This is a genomic window from Engelhardtia mirabilis, assembly GCF_007748095.1.
Classification (GTDB): Bacteria; Planctomycetota; UBA1135; order UBA1135.
On sequence record NZ_CP036287.1, the window covers coordinates 441,201 to 457,419 of the forward strand.

At 69.4% G+C, this 16,219-nt stretch carries 8 protein-coding genes and 1 pseudogene; 5 read left to right on the plus strand and 4 right to left on the minus strand.

The window, feature by feature from the left end; all coding sequences use genetic code 11:
• The first annotated feature begins 81 nt into the window (after positions 1-81).
• Positions 82-441 (plus strand): DUF2200 domain-containing protein, encoded by a 360-nt coding sequence (locus Pla133_RS01670; protein ID WP_145061737.1) that lies wholly within the window; start codon positions 82-84, stop codon positions 439-441.
• Between the two features lie 79 nt (positions 442-520).
• Positions 521-2,773, plus strand: coding sequence for a DUF7986 domain-containing protein (locus tag Pla133_RS01675; protein WP_145061739.1), 2,253 nt, complete (start codon positions 521-523; stop codon positions 2,771-2,773).
• Between the two features lie 264 nt (positions 2,774-3,037).
• Here Pla133_RS01675 and Pla133_RS01680 read toward each other — a convergent pair whose 3' ends face one another.
• Entirely contained in the window at positions 3,038-6,187 is a 3,150-nt protein-coding gene (locus tag Pla133_RS01680; protein WP_145061741.1) for a hypothetical protein, read from the minus strand.
• Between the two features lie 445 nt (positions 6,188-6,632).
• Between Pla133_RS01680 and Pla133_RS01685 the strand changes: the two genes are divergently transcribed.
• Entirely contained in the window at positions 6,633-8,051 is a 1,419-nt protein-coding gene (locus Pla133_RS01685; RefSeq protein ID WP_145061742.1) for a poly(ethylene terephthalate) hydrolase family protein, read from the plus strand.
• Positions 8,052-8,148: 97 nt separating this feature from the next.
• On the opposite strand, the gene Pla133_RS01690 is transcribed toward Pla133_RS01685, so the two are convergent.
• The 3 genes from Pla133_RS01690 to Pla133_RS01700 all read right to left on the minus strand — a co-directional run bounded on the left by Pla133_RS01690 (position 8,149) and on the right by Pla133_RS01700 (position 12,360).
• Positions 8,149-10,695, minus strand: a complete 2,547-nt coding sequence (locus Pla133_RS01690; RefSeq protein ID WP_419192025.1) for a sulfatase family protein — start codon at positions 10,693-10,695, stop codon at positions 8,149-8,151.
• Between the two features lie 119 nt (positions 10,696-10,814).
• Positions 10,815-11,996 carry a Fic family protein gene (locus tag Pla133_RS01695; protein WP_145070701.1) on the minus strand — a complete coding sequence of 394 codons (1,182 nt, stop codon included), beginning with the start codon at positions 11,994-11,996 and terminating at the stop codon, positions 10,815-10,817.
• A gap of 94 nt (positions 11,997-12,090) precedes the next feature.
• Positions 12,091-12,360: a hypothetical protein gene (locus Pla133_RS01700; protein ID WP_145061746.1), complete on the minus strand. Its 270-nt coding sequence runs from the start codon at positions 12,358-12,360 to the stop codon at positions 12,091-12,093.
• Between the two features lie 177 nt (positions 12,361-12,537).
• Between Pla133_RS01700 and Pla133_RS01705 the strand changes: the two genes are divergently transcribed.
• Both Pla133_RS01705 and Pla133_RS01710 read left to right on the plus strand, forming a co-directional pair.
• Positions 12,538-13,506, plus strand: a complete 969-nt coding sequence (locus Pla133_RS01705) for an HNH endonuclease (RefSeq protein WP_145061749.1) — start codon at positions 12,538-12,540, stop codon at positions 13,504-13,506.
• A 93-nt stretch (positions 13,507-13,599) separates the two neighbouring features.
• Positions 13,600-16,170 (plus strand): annotated as a pseudogene (locus Pla133_RS01710) (DEAD/DEAH box helicase family protein); the annotation flags it as partial.
• Positions 16,171-16,219: the final 49 nt, after the last annotated feature.

Consider the following 16,219-nt stretch of genomic DNA (forward strand, 5'->3'; position numbering starts at 1 on the left):
CCGGTCGTCGGCGCGACGGTCGCCGCTCGGAAGGCTGCCGCGCAGGCTCGCACCACTCAGAATCAGGGCAAACAGACCAAGATGACTCCCAAGACCACCCGTGACCGGATCGCCCAGATGAACTTCGCGTCCGTCTACCCGCTCTACGTGAACAAGGTCGAGAAGAAGGGCCGCACCGAAGCGGAGCTGCAGGAGGTGATCACCTGGTTGACCGGCTTCACCAAGGCGCAGATCAAGAAGCACATCGCCGCGGGAACGACTTTCGAGGAGTTCTTCAAGCAGGCGAAGCTCAACCCCAACGCCTCTCAGATCACGGGCCTGATCTGCGGCTACCGCGTCGAGGACATCGAGGACCGCCTGACCCAGGAGGTTCGCTACCTCGACAAGCTGGTCGACGAGCTGGCGCGCGGGAAGAAGATGGAGAGCATCCTGCGCTCGTAGGGCGGGCCCGATTCGAGAGCACTGACTCCGAGCGGGGCCCTCCTTCTCATTCCTTACAGGGATACGTCATACTGACGGCATGCAAGCTCGCCTGATCGCGGAGCTGGTGCGAGCAGCGACCGAGCTGCACGCCCGCCGTCTGTGGGAGCGGATCGAACCCGACGCATTCTTCGTCGTGCACCTCCCGGGCGGGGAAGATCCGCTCGCTGCGGCGGTGATGGGGCACGACGGCCGGGACTACGGCATCGTTTTCACGAGCGGTCCGGACGCGCTCGAGCAGCTGCTGCGCGTCTTGGGTGCCCAGAGTCAGGGCGGACTCGACCTCCTCGACTGCGAACTCCTGTCCGTCACCGTCGATCGCTGGAGCAGCTTGCCCCGGCGCTTTCAGGAATGGCTCCAGCGGGGCCGAGTGAAGTCACGGCGTGAGAAGCTCGTGCCCTTCGTCGGCGTCCGCCGACCCGGTGGGGACGTTCTGCACCCCCCCAGCGCGTCCGACACCCGCAAGCTCTTGGCGTCGGTGCGCGCGATCGTCGACGCCGATCGCGCCGGCGAACTGACCCCGCGACCCCTGCGGTCCGCGCGCTCGAGGGTCCTGGTCCTCAAGGTGACCGGCGAGGGCGAGCGACCCGGATGGAAGGTCCACTTCGAGCAGCTCGGCCCCAAGGCCGCGCGGAACTTGACCGATCCCCCCCGCCGCGAGCCGCCCCGACTCGCCGACCTCACGTCGATTGAGCCGACGATCGAGCTGGACCCCGACCTCGCCTGGTTCGCGGGCTGCCATGTGGCCGCGATCAACTCGGACGGCGTGTCCGACCAGGTCGACCTGGCGTTCGTTGCCGACGACGAGGGCTCGATCCTCCTCGCGTCGGATCCCATTCGGTCGGGCGACGCAGCGGGCATCCTGGCCGTGCTCCGCTCCGCCATCGCGAATTCGTCCGAGGCCTACGGTCGGCCAGTGGCGCCTGGGACCATCACCTTCGCCGACCCGGTGACGTTCGACCTGGCGGCCGAAGCGTTCCGCGCGTTCGGGGCGACGGCACGGCTGGCCCCGCCTTCGAAGGATGTCACCGAGCTCCTCGACGAGATGTCCGCGCATCTCGAGGTGGTGACCTCGGTCCTCGCACAGCTGCCGCCCGACGACGTCGAGTCGTGGAAGGCCCGCGAGCGCGCCGTGATCGCGCGCTACATCGAGCCGTGCGCGCGCGAGATCGGTCCCCGTGCCCTGCAACGATTCTTCGGCGGGACCGACGAGGCGCGCGACGCCTTCGCCGGCTACTCGCCCGGTGCCGTCGAGCCGTCCTTGATCACCTGGTTCTTCCTCGACTTCCGCGCGAATCGACACAGCCGCACGCGCTGTGAGAAGCTGCTCGCCAAGCGGGGCCTGGAGGCGATCGACCGTTCGATCCTCGAGGCGTACGAGGACTCACGGCTTTCGCTCTATCGCGTGGAAGCCGTCGTGCCCGGCGAGTCGATCGACGTCGAGGACATCCTCTTCGGCGGCCAGTACGAGGTCCAGGACGCCGCGCTCTCGGGCGGCGCGCGGGTCGGGATGGTCCTGCCCCTGCGCCTCGTCCGCTTGGGCGAATGGCTGGTGCCGATCATCAGCGGCCCCGTCGTCGGTCCTGCGCAGACTGCTCGGCTGTTGGCGACGCTCGGGGACGCCGGGCTCGACACCGATCCGAAGAGCGTGAGAGCAATCGCGCACCTGTTCGGCCGACTGTGGCTCGACGCCCGGCGGGGTTCCCCCACGCTGCAGACGACCGACGGCGACCCGCGCGAGGCCCTCGTCGCACGGTTTCACTGCGACGATCCCGCGGCCACCGAGGCGGCGCTGGTCGCCGACGAGAACGTCGTCGACGAGGGCGGCGGGCACTTCGTCTGGCTCGACGACGCGGTCCAAGGAGACGGCGGGCAAATCGTCCTGGGCCGCCTGGACCTGATCGGCGCCGAGCTGGTCGTCGAAGTCATGTCGCGCCGACGTCTCGAGCGGGCGAAGGTCTGGCTCGAGCGATCGGCGGGCGCGCGCTTCGAGGGGGCGGGGCCGCCGGTGACCGCGCCCGACGACGTGCAGCTCGAACGCGGATTCATGGTCGAGGACGCCGAAGCCGACCTCAGCGCCGTCGTCGAGCAGCTGCTCGAGCGGCAGTACCTCGAACAACTCGAGCAGCCCATCCCGGCCCTCGGGAGCCAATCGCCCCGTCAGCTGGTGCGGACGGCCGAAGGCCGCATCGTCGTGGAGCGCTGGATTCGCGCCCTGCCGACGGTCGGGACGCCCCACGGACCGGTCGAGCCGCCGCGCGAGAAGCTACGGCGGGCGCTCGGTCTCCCGTAGCGACGCGGCCGAACGAGCGAGTGCCACTCGGCCCACGCGCCGCACCGCCCACTCGAGCTCGACGCACTCGCCGAGAATCTGCAGATAGGGGTCGTGCGACGCGGCCCGGCCTCGCGGACTGCCGACAACTTCTCTTACTTGGCACGACCGTCGATGGAGGTCCACCCCCGTTCCCTTTGCTCGCGCCGCAAGGGCCTGGCGGGCGGCGCCGTACCTCGCGTGCGGTGTCGCACTGCCTGCGCAAGGAGTGCGACACCGCATGGCTCAGAGCGGGCCCGAGACCGCGATGATGCTGGAGTTGCCGCAGTCGTCCTCGTGGATGTAGGCGATGTAGTAGCCGCTGGCCCACACCGTCCCGCTGACCCAGCTGGGGCCGTTCGTGGCCCACTGCCACTGACCTGCCAAGTAGCCGTTGACCGTCGTCGGGTAGTGGTCGTACAGCGCGACGTAGTCGTTCGGTCCGGGGTTCGTGACGCTCCAGTTCAGCGTGATGTAGTAGAAGAAGACCCCAGAGTAGATCGTCATCGAGACGCTGGCTGCTGGCGGGGTCGAGCAGACCGTCGGCCCCGCCGTGTCGAGCAGCGTGCGGTTGCCGAGGGCGTCCTGCTGGACGTAGCCGGAGTAGTAGCCGGCGCCCCATGACTTGCCACTGACGAAGACCGGCCCGTCCGTGGCCCATTGCCACTGACCGATCAGGTAGTCGTCCACTGAGCCCTGCGTCGGGTCGTGGTCGTAGAGGGCGACGAAGTCACTCGCCCCGGGATCGGTGACGGACCAGGAGAAGGCGACGTAGTCGTCCAGCACTCCCGCGTACTTGGAGATCGTGACGTCCACACCGGTGACCTGGGTCGGGCCCTTGCTGGCCAGGACGGCTCGGTTGCCGTGGACGTCCTCCTGCACGTAGCCGATCCAATAGCCGGCTGCCCAAGGGGTGTTGCTGGCCCACGGCGTGGCGGAGGTGGCCCACTGCCACTGATTCACCAGGTGGGCGTCCGGGTCGCCGCCCATGGGGTCGTGGTCGTAGATGGCGACGAAGTCCCGATCGCCGGCGGTGCTGAAGTCGACAGTCCAGCCGAGCCAGACCCAGTCACCCGTGACGCCGTCGTACTTCTCGATCACGACGCTCGAGAGGGCGACCTGCGTGGGGCCGGCGGTGTGGACGATCTTGCGCACGCCGTTCAGGTCCTCGTGGATGTAGGCCATGTAGTAGCCGGCCTTCCACTTCGTGAGGCTCTCCCAGGACGGTCCCTGGGTGGCCCACTGCCACTGGAGGGGCAGGTAGCCGTCGGGTCCGACCGCGTAGGGGTCCTGGTCGAACAGTGCGACGTAGTCATTCGGCCCGGCGCCGACCCAGTCCCAGTTGAGTTGCACCCAGTTCGCGGTCACGCCGGCCGAGGCCGACATCCAGATGGGGGCGTTGGGCTTGGGGGCGTAGGGCGGCAGCTCCTGGAACGAGAGCTGGCCGTCGGTGAGCACGACCAGCCGGTCCATCAGCTTGATGCCCTCGAGCCCGTAGGAGACGGGGCTGGTCAGGCCCAGCGAGTAGGCCGAGACGGGGACGCCGAAGGCGGGCGCGGCCTGCAGGCGGCTGGTCGGGAAGCTGCCCGTACCGGGGTCCTTGAAGTCGCGGTTCGTGAACAGCCGGCCGTCGGTCAGGGTGTAGGCGAGCCAGGGCGCGGCGTTCCAGTCGGGATTGCTGCCGGCGAGCTGCATGGTCGCGACCTGGTCGTGGATGGCCACGAACGAGCCGTCGCCCGTCCGCACCGAGAGGACCTGATCGTGCCCGAGCGCAGCGACGTGGTTGCCGGCCAGCTCGAACTGCGCGACATCCGTGGCGACCTGCCCGAAGGCGCTGCCGAGGCTCCCGTCGGCGATGGAGAGGGTCCCGTCGACGAGCAGGCCGATGCGCTCGGCGTCGAGCTCGAAGCTGACGTCGATCGGTTGGGCCGGCGGGTGGAAGTCGCTCCAGACGTCGGTCCACAGGGGCGTGGGGGAGAGGGCGTCCTCGGTCACTCGCAGGCGCTCGAGCACGCGACCGCTGACGATCTGGCGGGTCAACACGCCAACCCGGTCGCCCTCGAGGCGGAACTGGTCGACGCCGACCAGTAGTTGGTGCCAGCCGTCACCGGCGCTCAGGTCCCGGACCTGCAGCACGTTGGAATAGGTCGTGGTCGGCAGGTCATCGACCGCGCCGACCGCGCCGACGAGGGCGACCAGCAGGTCACCGTCGACGTCGAAGTCGGCGATCTGGCTGCCGAGGGTCTCCCAAGCCGCCAGGGCGTTCTCGCGCAGGATGAGCTGACCGTCTTGCAGCAGGACGAGGGTGCGGTCGCCGTCCAGGGCGAACTTGGCCACGCCGTCGGACGTGGTCAGGGTCGTGGACCAGATCCCGTCGACCTCGCCGTTCAGCTCGAGCAGGCGCTGGACGCCGTTGGGGCGGCCCTCGAGAGCCACGATGCGGTTGTCCTCGAGTGCGACCTCGGAGACGTGGTCCGGACCGTCGATCCAGGCCGCGATCTCTTGGATCGCCAGGTCGCCCTCGAGCGGGTCGGAGACGGAGAACTCGACCGTCGGCCAGGGGCCGTACTGGTCGAAGACCGGGCTGTGGTCCTGCTGGAGGATCTTCCAGGTGCGGTTGATGCACTCAGCGATCGCGCGGCCGCCGTCGTCGGTGCCGCCCAGGCCGATCTTCCAGAGCACGTCCTGGTCGTAGCACCACGAGTGTTTCGCAACGATCGCCAGTGCCCACTCGTTCTGCACGTAGTCGAAGGTCGTCTCGACCGTCGATCCGAGGATCGGCCAGGGAATCGGGGTCGACCCCGGGAACGCGGTCTCGAGCACCGAGACGTCGCCCAAGAACTTCACATGGCCGACGTCGTAGGGCACGAAGGACGAGACCGGCTTGGCGGCGAAGCCGAACAGGACGTTCTCCCAGGCCAGCAGCCAGTCGAGGTCCTGATCGGTCCACTCCTGCGCCCACTCCGGCCATGGCCCGGCGACGTTCTCCGGCCAGCACTGCCGCGAGACGCGCGTGAGGAAGTAGCGGTCGAAGCGCCAGTCACCCACGATGTGGGCCATGGTCCCCAGGAAGTGCGACAGCAGGACTTCGTCACCGGGGTTCTGGCGCACCCGCTCCGCGTACTGCGTGAGGAACCAGGCCGAGTGGGCGTCGTCGGCCAGGTAGTACCAGGACGCCGGCGGGATGTTGAAGGCGTCGGGGAAGTTGACCCCGTTCAGGTAGGCGTTGAGGTTGGTCGGGTCGGCCAACAGGGCTTGCAGCCCGGCGTCCTCGATCAGGGTCAGGGCGTGGGTCGCCTGGCTCAGGTGCATGGTCGAGCCACCCGCGTCGGCGGGGGCCGCCTGGAGCAGGAGCAGCAGGCTCCCGCACAGGGTCGAGATGGTCGGGGTTCGCATGGGCTCTGTCGGTCAGGGGGTGCGACGAGGGCGAGCCGGGGGCGCAGGTCGCGGAGCGGATCCGCCTGCGAGGGTCGCCACACCTCGAATCCCGAGAGCGCGCTCCTGGACCGACATCGATCCGGCAGAAATTGCTGCATCGACGATCGAGGTACCCGTTGAAGGCCGCGTCATCGGCACAATCGAGCTCTCGACCGCGCCCCACCCTCCTGCCTCGCAACAGGATGGAGAGCATCCTGCGGTCGTAGGACGAGCGGGGCGCGGTGTCGCACACGCGGTGACGGATCCTCGTCGATCGGTAGCTGCTGCCGATCGGAGGTCTCCTGCCGCAGGGAGTGCGGGACCGGGCGCTGGTTCAGACCGCGAATGAAGAGCCGATGACCACCCGGCCGACTCTCGCCGCAGCTGGACCAAGAGGGCCGAGCCGGCTCCTAGAATCGAGCCGTTGTCCCTCCTGCTCGCCCTCCCGGCCGACGCCCCCTTCGCCATCGGTCACGTCTCCGGCGCCTGGTCCGGCCCGAGCGGCGTCGCGACCGCCGAGGTCTACTACCCCGCGACGACCGCCGGCGAGGGCACGCCCGTCGCCGCCGTGCCCGGCGGGCACCCCCTGGTCGTCTTCGGCCACGGCTTCGTGATGCCTGCCTCGGCCTACGGCTACCTGCGCGACGGGCTGGTGCCGGAGGGCTTCGTGGTCGCGATGTTGACCACCGGCGGCGAGCTGTTCCCGGACCACGGAGACTTCGCCCAGGACTTCCTCACCGTGGCCGAGGGCCTGGCCGCGGACGGGGCCGATCCGGCCTCGCTGTTCTTCGAGGCCCTGAGCGGCCGGGCCGCCGCGGCCGGGCACTCGATGGGCGGCGGCGCGAGCCTGCTGGCGGCGGCCCAGGGCGACACCTTCACCGCCGTCTGCAACCTGGCCGCGGCGGAGACCAACCCCTCGGCCCAAGCGGCGGCAGCCTCGGTCACCCAGCCGCTGCTGATGCTGTCGGGCGGCGACGACTGCGTGACCCCGCCGTCGCAGCAGCAGGCGATGTGGAGCGCCGCCGCGTCGAGCTGCAAGAGCTGGATCACCCTCCTCGGCGGATCGCACTGCCAGTTCGCGAGCGCCACCTCGGCCTGCGAGTTCGGCGAGCTGTTCTGTTCCACCTCGCTCGGCGGCGCGGAACAGCGCGCCCTCGTCCTCGACCTGCTCGTCCCCTGGCTGCGCGCGGTGCTCGCCGTCGAGCCCGCCGCGTGGAGCGAGTTCGTGGCAGTGAGCCAGACGAACCCGGGCCTTGCGACCAGCGCGGTCTGCACGACCGACCTGGCCGTCGAAGCGGTCACGGGCCTCGACGCCGCGCTCGCCGGCGGCCTCACCGTCGCGGGCGCCGGCCTCGGCTTCGTGGTCGAAGCCACCGTCGATGGCGCCGCCGTGGCCTTCGAGCCGCTCGGCCAGGGCGCGCTGGAGCTGACGGTGGGAGCCAGCGCCCCCGGCGCCTTCGACCTCGGGCTCGTCGACCTGTTCGGCTCACTCGACGCCGCCGGCGCGGCCCGCCGCTACCCCGCGCTGCTCGCCGGACCCGCGCCCCTCGGAGGGACGCTGACCCTGTCCTTCGACGCGGGCCTGGCCGGGCCCTTCGTGGTCGCCTGGTCGCTCGACCCCGGGCCGCCGATCGCGATCCCGGGCTACGCCCACGTGCTGCAGCTCGGCAGCCCGCTGGTCGTCCTCGCCTCCGGCGCGACCGACGCCGCGGGGACGGGCGCCGTCGCGCTGCCGCTTCCAACCGACCCCGCTCTCCAGGGCCTGACCGTCCGGCTGCAGGCCGTGGCCAACGCTGCGAGCGGGCCGAGCTTCACGAACCTGGTCGACGTGACGTTCGAGTAGAGGGGCCGGCTCGAGGTCGCCGTCTCCGGGAGGCGCCGACCGAGGCGGGTCGATCGAGCTGTGACTCGGGCCTGCTGGTGGTGAGCAGCCCCCGGGCCTACTCGGAGTAGCCGAGCGCCCGCAGCGCCTCCAGCTGCTCGTCGGACATCTCGGCCTCCTCGCCCGCTTCGAAGCGCGCCGCGAGGAGTTGGTGCTCTTCCCACAGACGCCACAGCCGTTGCCGCGCGTCCGCGACATGCTCGGGGTGCTGCGCCGAGACGTTGCGGATCGCCAGCGGATCGGCCTCGACGTCGTACAGCAACAGGCGCGGCACGTCGGCGAAGTCCTGGGCCGCCCAGCGCCCGCCCGCCGGCGCGGGGTGACGCCCGAGGGCCGGCGACGTCGCGGAGTCGCCCGAGCGGATCTCGAGCGACTCGCCCCAACGGCCGTCGAGGACCTCGAGGTTGCCGACCACCGAGCCGTCGCCGTCGATCCGGAACTCGTCGAAGACCACCGGCTCCGGCGTCCAGCTGTCGTCGCCCATCAGGGCGGGCACCAGCGAACGCCCTTGAGCGATCAGCGCCTCCGGGAGCCCCGCCAGCTCGAGCACCGTCGGCAGCACGTCGATCATCGACACCGGCGCGTCGACCCGGCGCCCGCCTTCGATGTGCCCCGACCAGATGAAGATCAGCGGCACGTGGGACTCGAACTCCCCGAGCAGCGCGCCCTCCCAGGCCGGCGGCTGGGGGTCGAGCTGCCCGCGCCCGAAGCGCGGGTAGCTGGCGGCGGGGTGGCCGTGGTCCGAGCCGATGATCAGCAGGGTGTTCTCCCACTCCCCGCGCGACTTCAGCTCGGCGACGAGCTCACCCAGGCGCTGGTCCTGGTACATCATCGCCTCGTCGTGGGCGTCCTGCATGGCCCGGTAGAAGGGCAGCGGGTCGATGCCCTTGCTCGCCAACTGTCCCTGCCAGTGCTCGTGCACGCTGGCGGAGGTGTGGTTGAACGGGAACCGCATGCCGAGGATCTGGCTCGCGATGGCCTCGCTCTCCGTCGCCGGGATCAAACGCCCCGCGAACGGCGCCGGCGGGTGGTGGGGCGGGTGCACGTCGGTGGTCTGGAAGTGCACCCAGTAGGGCCCGGGGTAGGCCTCGCGCCAGTCCCAGTACTGCGCGTGCAGGATCTCCGACGAGATCGCCTCGATCGGGTCGAAGGGGCTGCCCCGGTGGCCGAAGTCGCGGAACACGTCGACGGCGCGGTCGAGCCCCGAGCGGGCGCCCGCGTTGGGGTTGAAGGTGAACACGCCCGTGTGGAAGCTGGCGTCGTGGAAGTGCTCCGCCATCGTCTTGACGTTGGGCGGGATGGGGTTGGTGTCGTTCACGAGCCCGCCCAGCACGCTGTGGTGGAGCGAGGTCATGAACGACGCCGTCGACGGCATGGTCCAGGTCGCGTTGCTGTGGGCCTGCTCGAAGACGACGCCCTCGGCCGCGATGCGCTCGAGGTTGGGAGTCGTCGGCCGGTCGTAGCCGTAGAGGCTCATGTAGCCCGCGCTCGCCCCGTCGATCACGTAGAAGATGACGTTGGGCGGCTGGGGCGCGTCGGCGGGGTCCTGCTCCGCGAGGCCGGAAAGGGTGGGGGAGGCCCAGAAGGCGACGCCGGGCGCGGACGCATCGGCCGCGTCGGCCACGAGCGACAGGGTCACGTCCCGTCCCGCCCAGCGCGCGAGGTCGACCGAGCGCTGCAGCCACGGTCCGGCAGGAGCGACGGTCTCGTCGAGCAGCGTCTTGACGGTGCCCCCGTCGTCGACTTCAACGCGCATCCGCGTCGCCGCGCCGAAGGCCCCGAGCGCGAGGTCGAGCCGTGCCGAGTCCGGCAGGGCGAGGTCGTAGGCCAAACGCGTCGGCGTATGGGTGTAGAGCGTGCGCCGAGTCGGCCCGAAGTCCTCGTGGGCGGCGGAAGCGACCGGCCGCACGCCGACGCCAGCCTCGGAGTAGACCGCGCTGGCGGGGAGGAAGCTGACGGATGAGAACTCGACCGTCGCGGGCGCCTGGGAACCGAACAGGATCGCGACCTCCCGGATCGACCCGCGAATCCGACCGCCCTCACCGCTGACCGGGAAGCGATAGACGCGGACGTCGTCGGCGGGCTGCACGTCCGTGCCCGCGCCGTAGAAGACGGTCGGCCACTGCTCGTCGAGCGTGTCGCCACCGGTCTCACGCACGTTGTAGCCGACGCCCACCCACTCGACGGGCCCGGTCGCGCGCAGCTCGACCTCGACCTGGCTCCAGTCGTCGAGGTCGAAGTCGGACACGTCGACGTAGATGCCGCCGAAGAGCTGTTCGCCGGACTCCTCGGGCGCGCGGGTCGATTCCGTGAGGAGGACCGCCAAGGAGCCGTCCCGTTCCTCCACCCCCGCGGCCGCTCCGCCGGCGAAGTGGTTCGGGAGCGCCAGCCAACCCGCCGAGCCCTCTTCGAAGCTCCAGCGCAGCTCGGGCGCGAGGCCTTCGCTCACGGCGCCGCCTTCGATCGTCGCCGTATCCAGTTGGTCTTCGAGGTGGATCGCCGTCGCGACGACCTGCCGAGGGCTTTCCGCCCCAGAGCAAGCCGAGAGGCCGGCGACGAACGAAGCGCCAAGCGCCAGCGAGCGGAAGTTTCGGCGTGAGGTCATGGGAGCCAACGAGGATCGAGGACAGGACGGATATTGGCGGTCGGTCCAAACTAGCGGTCGCTGCCGCGAGCGGATTCCAGGCATTGCTGGATCCGTCGCCGCCTGAAGTCGAGCTGCCGTCAATCGACGTCGACGCCGTCTCCGAGGATCTGCAGGTAGCGGCTATAGGCGAAGACTCGACCTCGGCGCTTGCCGGTCAACTCTCGCGCGATCGGGCCGCCGGGCAGCTCCGCCGAGGAGAGTCGCTCCAGCACCGAGTTCACGGTGGGCTTGGTCAGCCCGGTCCGCTCGACCAACGACGGGCTCGACTGGACCGGCGACCGGCACAGGGCCTGGTGGACCTGAAGCGCCGAGCCAGCCGTGCGGCCGAGGCCCCGGATGCGTTCCTGGTCCCCCTCGATCAAGCGCGTCAGCTCCGTCGCGGTCGAGACAGCCGCCTCGGAGGTCTGCATCACGCCCCGCACGAAGAAGCGCAGCCACGCCTCCCAATCCCCTTCGGTGCGCACCGTCTGGAGCAGGTCGTAGTACTCGTCGCGATGCGTCTTGAGGTAGAGGCTCAGATACAGCATCGGCTCGCGCAGAATCCCCTCGCGAACCAGGAGCATCGTCGTCAAGAGTCGCCCCAATCGCCCGTTACCGTCGAGGAACGGATGGATCGTCTCGAACTGCACGTGAGCCAGGGCGGCCTTGATCAGCGGCGGCGTGCGCTCGGGCACGTCGTGCAGGAACTTCTCGAGGTCGCCCATGCACGCGGCGACGTCCTCGGGCGGCGGAGGAACGAAGGCCGCGACGCCCGGCCGCGGACCGCCGATCCAGTTCTGCGAGGTGCGGTACTGACCGGGGAGTTTCTCGCTGCCGCGCCCCGACGACAGCAGCTCGGCATGCAGCTCGAGAAGGAGCCGCCCAGCGAGTGGGAAGCCCTCCCGGACCCGACGAACGCCCAGCTCGAGGGCGCGGACGTAGCTCGACACCTCGCTGACGTCGTCGACCGGAACGCCGGGCGCCTCGTCGAGCTCGAACAACAGGAGGTCCGACAGGGACGACTGGGTCCCTTCGATCTGCGACGAGAGAACGGCTTCCTTGCGGACGTAGGTGTAGAGGAAGATCGCAGTGTCCGGCAGCAACGTCGACAGCGCGTCGAGCCGGCCGAGGGCGAGGTGGGCTTGATCGAGCAGCTCTCTGAGTTCCTCGTCGATCTCCAGGTCGGGCGAGGGCGGGAGGGGGTGGGGTACGAAGGCCCGGACGACCTCGCCGCCGAGCGAGGGCCCGGTCTTCACCACGCCTGTCGGGCCCCGCTTCACGCCCACCGCTCGCTGGTAAGGGTTCTTTCCATGGCTTGGATCTTAGTAAAGCATCGGTCGCCAACCTTTACTAGTGGGCTGTCCGACCCCCTTCCTAGCCCCCCCGGCCGCCTGCAGCCCGGCGTCCAGCTCCCCGTGGCGCCAGATCCACGCGCAACTCCTCGACCAGCTCGGCCAGGACCGCCGCCGGCACCCGCTTCGCCGCGAACGCCAACCGGCCATCCTGCCGCGGCTGGCCGAACACGATCCGGTAGAGCGCGAGCGACCGCCCCAGAGCTTCGTGGCGGATCGAGTCCTTCGACCAGGCGTGGGCGGGGACGTGGCACTCGATGCGCGCGCCGCCCTCGGCTTCCAAGACCCACAAGGGCACGTGCCCGCCGCGGACGTCGACTGTCGCCGCTCGTCGCACATCGCTTCAGCCCCAGCATCAGCCGGCTCTCGCGACCCCCCGAGAGCAGCTCCGATTCGAAAGCCCACGTGACCCGAAGTCGGGGCCACCTCCCTCTCTGTCTGGCGGCTGATCGATACAGTGCCCGCCTCGATGCCCACTCCCTTCATCGCGCTCACCGATCGCGCGTGGTTCAACTTCCTCGCGGGTTTGGCTCGCGAGCGAAACGGTCCGCTAGACGAAGTCAACTTCTGGCAGCCCCTCGCGAAGCGGCCCATGGCGAAACTGGCGCCGGGGACGCCGGTCTTCTTCCGCCTGAAGAGCCCGACCCACGCGATTGCCGGGTACGGCTTCTTCGCGTCCTTCATCTTGCTCTCACTCGACCAGGCCTGGGCGAGCTTCGGGCGCGCGAACGGCGATCCGGATCAGCTTCGCTTCCTCGAGCGAATCGGTGGCTACAGGAAGTTCGACCTGATCGGTGACGCGCGCGCACCACGTGAACCCATCGGCTGCACCCTGCTGAGGGACGCGGCCTTCTGGCCCCAGGAGCGTTGGATCCCGTGGGGGGAGGCCGAGGGCTGGGCTCCCAACATCGTCCAGGGCAAGGCCGAGCGCGACGGGAACCGGGCGAGCCGGCTTCTGGGCGAGATCCACTACGACCACCTGACGACGCCCGAGGAGCTTGCCGCGGAGACATTCACGCCCCTCGATGTGGACGACCGCGAGTTGATCGACGCGAGCAGCCGAGCCCGCGTGGGCCAAGGCACCTTCCGCTCGCGCCTCCTCGGCGCCTACGGCCGCCGCTGCGCGATCACTGGGGAGCACACCGAGATCGTGCTCGACGCGGCGCACATCCAGCCCTACCTGGGCCCGCTCTCGAACCACGTCCAGAACGGCCTGCTGCTGACCAAGGAGTTCCACACGCTCTTCGATCGCGGCTACGTGACGGTCACGCCCGAGTTGGAAGTGCGCGTGAGCACGCGACTGAAGGCCGAGTGGGACAACGGAGTCCGCTACTACGCCTATGACGCAAGGCCGCTGCGGGTGTTTCCAGGTGCCGTCCACGAGCGGCCGGCGCCCGAGGTCCTGGAGTGGCACGGGGAGAGAGTGTTCCGGGACTGAAGTCAGCGCGACCGGGGAAGGAGTGCCCTCGGGCACTCCGGCAGGCATGCCCCAACTCGGCAAACGACGCTCGCAGCAGCTAGACTCCCGCACATGACCGCTCCGATTCGTGGGCTGCACGAGGCTCTCATCACCGAGGCCATCGCGGAGAGCCTACGCAACCTCGATCCGAGCCTCGAGCTCGAGCGCGCCGGACTACGGAAGGAGGAGGCGGCAGACCGCATCGCCTTCCACATCGGCCGCGTGGTCTTCCGAGCCCTGGAAGGCCTCCCCGACAAGGAACGCGTATCCAGGGGCGTCCGCCTCGCCCGTGACCTGGTGGAGGCTATCGACCAAGCCATCGGCGGACAGGCAGCAGAAGGCGACAGTCCCATCGATCCCGGCGAGATCCTGCACGCCGTCTGCACCCGCCTCCCCGACGGCACGAAGGAGTCCTTCGACACTCCGCTGCTGCCGTTGCTGGACACGACCCTGCTCACGAACGCCCCCGACGAGCCGAGGGTTGGCCACCAGCTGCTGACGGAGATCGACTCCGCCGACCGCATCGACATCGTGATGGCCTTCATTCGCCGCACGGGGATCCGCCCGATGCTGTCGGCGCTGCGGGGGCACTGCGACGCAGGTCGAGGCCTGAGGGTGCTGACGACGACCTACACGGACTCGACGGAGTTGGCCGCCCTCGAGCAACTCGAGGACCTCGGTGCCGAGATCCGCGTCTCCTACGACAAGTCGACGAGCCGGCTGCACGCCAAGGCCTGGCTGTTCCACCGGGCGTCCGGCTTCACGACGGCCTATGTGGGGTCCTCGAACCTGACCTTCTCGGCGCAACAGTCCGGGCTCGAGTGGAACGCGCGCATCAGTGGGGCACGCAACCCGGCAGTGACGGAGAAGGTGGCCGCTGTCTTCGAGAGCTACTGGAACAGCGTCGACTTCCGCCCCTTCGATGCCGCGGAGTTCGAGGAGCAGACGGAACGGCGGGATGGGGGCTCCGAGCTCCACCTCAGCCCGATCGAGATCCACCCGTTCCCCTTCCAGGAACGGCTCTTGGAGCAAATCGCCCTGGCTCGCCAGCAGGGTCATCACCGCAACCTCTTGGTCTCCGCGACCGGGACGGGCAAGACGGTGATCGCCGCCGTCGACTACGCGCGCCTGAAGGCGGCCATGCCCCGTGCTCGCTTGCTCTTCGTCGCCCACCGCAAGGAGATCCTGGAGCAGAGTCTGGCGACCTTTCGGCACGGACTCCGTGACGCTGCGTTCGGCGAGTTGTGGGTGGGCGGAAGGCGCCCCCGAGCCTTCGAGCACCTCTTTGCCTCGATCCAGAGCCTCAACGCCGCCGGGCTCGAAGACCTTCCCCCCGATCACTTCGATGTCGTGATCGTGGACGAGTTCCACCACGCGGCTGCGGCGACCTACCGACGGCTGTTGAAGCTCGTCCGGCCCATCGAGCTCCTCGGCCTGACGGCAACCCCAGAGCGCGCCGACGGCCTCTCCGTCCTCGAGCACTTCGATGGCCGCATCGCCGCAGAACTGCGCCTGTGGCAGGCCATCGAGCAACACCGGCTCTGCCCCTTCCTCTACTACGGGATCAGCGACAACACGGACCTGCGCGAGGTGCCGTGGCGTCGGGGTCACGGCTACGACATCGAGGGCCTGAGCAATGTCCTGACCGCCAGTGACTCGTCGGCACGTCTCGTCCTCAAGCAGTTGCAGGACCACGTCGACGCCCTCTCGAGCGTCCGCTGCCTGGGATTCTGCGTCAGCATCGCGCACGCGCAGTTCATGGCCCGTGTCTTCCGCGAGTCCGGGGTCAAAGCCACCGCCATCTGGGGCGATACCCCGAAGGTCGAACGCGAGGCCGCCCTCAGAGACCTCGCCTCCGGCGCCCTGCAGGTCCTGTTCTCGGTCGACTTGTTCAACGAGGGGGTCGACCTGCCCACCATCGACACGGTGCTGTTCCTGCGCCCCACGGACAGCGCCACGCTGTTCCTGCAGCAGCTCGGTCGGGGGTTGAGGAGGAGTCCGGGGAAGACCGCTTGCACCGTCCTCGACTTCGTCGGACAGCACCGCAAGGAGTTTCGCTTCGATCGGCGCTTTGCCGGTCTGTTCGAGGGCGGCCGCAAGCGACTGATCGAGCACGTGAAACGCGGCTTCCCCTTTCTGCCGGCCGGGTGCCACATGGAGCTCGATGCAGTCGCGAGCCAGCGCGTCCTCGAGAACATCAAGGCTGCAGTGCCGAGCCGTTGGGCCGCGAAGGCCGAGGAACTTCGGCGCATCGCTGCCGCTTCTGCGGACAAGGACGTCACGCTGGGCCGGTTTCTGGAGGAGAGCGGGCTCGCGCTCGACGACGTCTATCAGGGGACCAAGTGCTGGTCGGACCTGCGCGCCGAGGCCGGTCTACCGAATCTTCCAGAGGGCCCCGTGGAGGATGTCCTTCGTCGAGCCTGTGGCCGGCTACGTCACGTCGACGACCTCGTGCGGATCGAGCGCTACCAAGCTCTCCTCGCCAACGACACTCCCCCCGAGATCGCTCCCCTCGACGAACAGGGCCGCCGGCTGCTCCGCATGCTGGTCGCCTCCATGATTGACCAAGCTGTCACTCGCTCCACAACCCTCGCCGAGGGAGCGCAGCTCCTCTGGGGGCACCCTCAGGCTCGACTGGAACTCCGGCCTCGGGGATCGGGTCAAAACCGGCCAGTTGTGATCGGGTCAAATG

Coding starts and splice junctions, on each gene's coding strand:
- Pla133_RS01670 (WP_145061737.1), top strand. CDS start 82: ATGACTCCCAAGACCACCCGTGACCGGATCGCCCAGATGAACTTCGCG.
- Pla133_RS01675 (WP_145061739.1), top strand. CDS start 521: ATGCAAGCTCGCCTGATCGCGGAGCTGGTGCGAGCAGCGACCGAGCTG.
- Pla133_RS01680 (WP_145061741.1), bottom strand. CDS start 6,187: ATGCGAACCCCGACCATCTCGACCCTGTGCGGGAGCCTGCTGCTCCTG.
- Pla133_RS01690 (WP_419192025.1), bottom strand. CDS start 10,695: ATGACCTCACGCCGAAACTTCCGCTCGCTGGCGCTTGGCGCTTCGTTC.
- Pla133_RS01705 (WP_145061749.1), top strand. CDS start 12,538: ATGCCCACTCCCTTCATCGCGCTCACCGATCGCGCGTGGTTCAACTTC.